General features: G+C 30.8%; 2 protein-coding genes. Both read right to left on the bottom strand.

Annotation, left to right across the window (positions count from 1 at the left end; all coding sequences use genetic code 11):
* Nucleotides 1-127: 127 nt before the first annotated feature.
* Nucleotides 128-1,006, bottom strand: a complete 879-nt coding sequence (locus QVO88_RS08030) for an FRG domain-containing protein (protein WP_022287982.1) — start codon at nt 1,004-1,006, stop codon at nt 128-130.
* 93 nt (nt 1,007-1,099) lie between these two features.
* The coding region (locus tag QVO88_RS08025) for an AbiH family protein (protein WP_288177899.1) at nt 1,100-2,248 on the bottom strand (1,149 nt) is incomplete at its 5' end.

Genomic DNA, 2,248 nt, shown 5'->3' with positions numbered 1-2,248 from the left:
CAGCGAGAACGGCATTGCAGGCGTGAACTTCATCAAGAAGCTCAGCGACGAGATTACAAAGAAGATTAAGTAGGTAGAATTTCAGCCGTCTCGGACTTTTATGGGTCTGAGGCGGCTGATTTTTTTGTTATAAGCCAATATTTTGTTTGATCATTCTGCAACCAATATCCAAATTTTCAGGGAACAATGTAGATTCGTCTATACCAAGAGATTCGAGATGACTTAAAATATCAAGTTTATCTTCCTTTGGAATTCTTATCAGCTTTTTGATTAATGTGTCTTTCTTAGATAAGCTTTTGATGTTATTAATAAAACAAAAATCTTCATTCACTACTGCAAAGGATTCTACATAATTGGAATAGACAATTTCATTAGGAAAAATCAAATAGCTTCCACTTTGAGCTTTTTGTCGAGTAGTGTACTCCGGTAATTGTGCCCATATTGGTTTATAGTGTGAATTGCAATATTCGTCAACTCCAGATGAATGCATATTTGGAGTTACCCTATAATCTAATCCATTAATTTTCATAAATTTTTCTACCGAGATTTTATAGTCAAATTTATAAAAGCTTGACAAAGCAATGGTATCTTGATCATCACCATATGACAAATTATCGTAAGAAAAAACTATAACCTCACCGTCATCTATTGAATTTCCATTATCTTTGCAGGCAAAGTAAAGCGCAACCAGCGGATTAGATGTAACGTCCAACAATCTCGTAGGAATGCCATAATGTTGAAGCCTTGAAAGTAGTTCCAAATCATTCTTTGCGGTCCCAAATATTTCGGGGTATTTGTTTTTGGCTTGTCTTATTAACTTAGATTCAAATTCTAAATACGTCTGTTTGCTATTCGGAAGATTATGACATATTGACGGAATTATGCTATATTTATAATTGTTTTGCCCTCTGTATAAAAGTGTATTTTGACCTTTTACCTTATTTAATTTATGGATTATGTCTATGTACTCAGAAATGTTATTAACTATAATACGTTTTTTACTCATTTTATCATTCCTCTATGATGTTTTCAACAATTATAATTTTTAAATAATTAATATAACTAAGAGCTTAGTGATATCACTTTAACTAATATTCAGCTAATAAATGTTATCAAAGTATCCTTTCTCTTTGAGTAAATTTAGCAAATAAGTATATTTTATGCGATATAAATTGTTATCTCCAGATATGTGATTACTTATTATTTCTATAAGTTTTTCTGGATTTACATAATATCTCAAAAGGAGTACACACCTCCACATCTCTTCATCTGATCCATATGAATGGTTTGATCCTTTTATTATATCTTCAATCAATGAAATTGCTTGCTGTTCATCAATTTTAATTCCCGCTTCCAAGAGGCTAAATATTTTTTCACAGCTATCAGAATCAGATATATGATATGACTTTGCTTTTTTATCGGCATTGTATGTGTTTACTAAATCCATGAAATTTGAAATAATTTTTTGGTATCTTTGAGGTGAATTACCAACTCTCTTGAATTCAGAAGGCGAGTAAGTCTCGTTTTTTGTAGAGCCATAGAGATCTTTTGCCATATTTAACATCTGATCTGTTAGATTATTGTCGATATAACCACTCGTGGTTATGGCTACAAACAAGTCGATAACATTTCTTTGTTGTCTGAAATATGTTTTATCGCTATTGCCTAAATGGTCTTTTATTTCGTTTATTCTATATTCTATTTCTTGTTCAGATAGTTTAAATAATTCAGAACAGTCTCTTATATCCCTCATTATTCGCCATCCTGAATCATCTATGTTTATCATCGGTTGCTGCTTTACAAATTTTATCTTTGGTTTTGCCTGATGAACCCATTCATTAAGCTTATCGGGTCCAATTAAGTGAACTAAGTTGCATATTTGTTCGCTGTACTGATTGCTGTTATTATAGTAGATTGTAATGATTGTTTTTTCATTTTCTATAAAGTCTAATAAAACATCACGATCAGTACTTGCTAAAGAATGACCAAAGATATAAATGTTATGTTTTATAATGTAATTAGTGTGATTTATCTCATCTATCCACTTTTTATAGTCACAATTTGTCCCTTTTATAAGTCGCTGATAATATTTTTTAAATTCAATAAAATTTGTGTTGGTGAATTTTTCATCTTCATTGAGATAATCATCTATGCCCAATACCATATTGTTAGTTACCATTGTATTATTAATATCAGCTTTGCCATGTATGTAATCACACTCGACATCATCATTATATAGTTTAAGGTA

The sequence above is a fragment of the Ruminococcus sp. CAG:57 genome (assembly GCF_000435935.1).
GTDB lineage: Bacteria > Bacillota > Clostridia > Oscillospirales > Ruminococcaceae > Hominimerdicola > Hominimerdicola aceti.
This window is presented reverse-complemented; position numbering and strand designations above follow the sequence as displayed.

Bases quoted from the DNA above. Each gene is read 5' to 3' on its own strand.
- QVO88_RS08030 (WP_022287982.1), bottom strand. From the start codon at position 1,006: ATGAGTAAAAAACGTATTATAGTTAATAACATTTCTGAGTACATAGAC.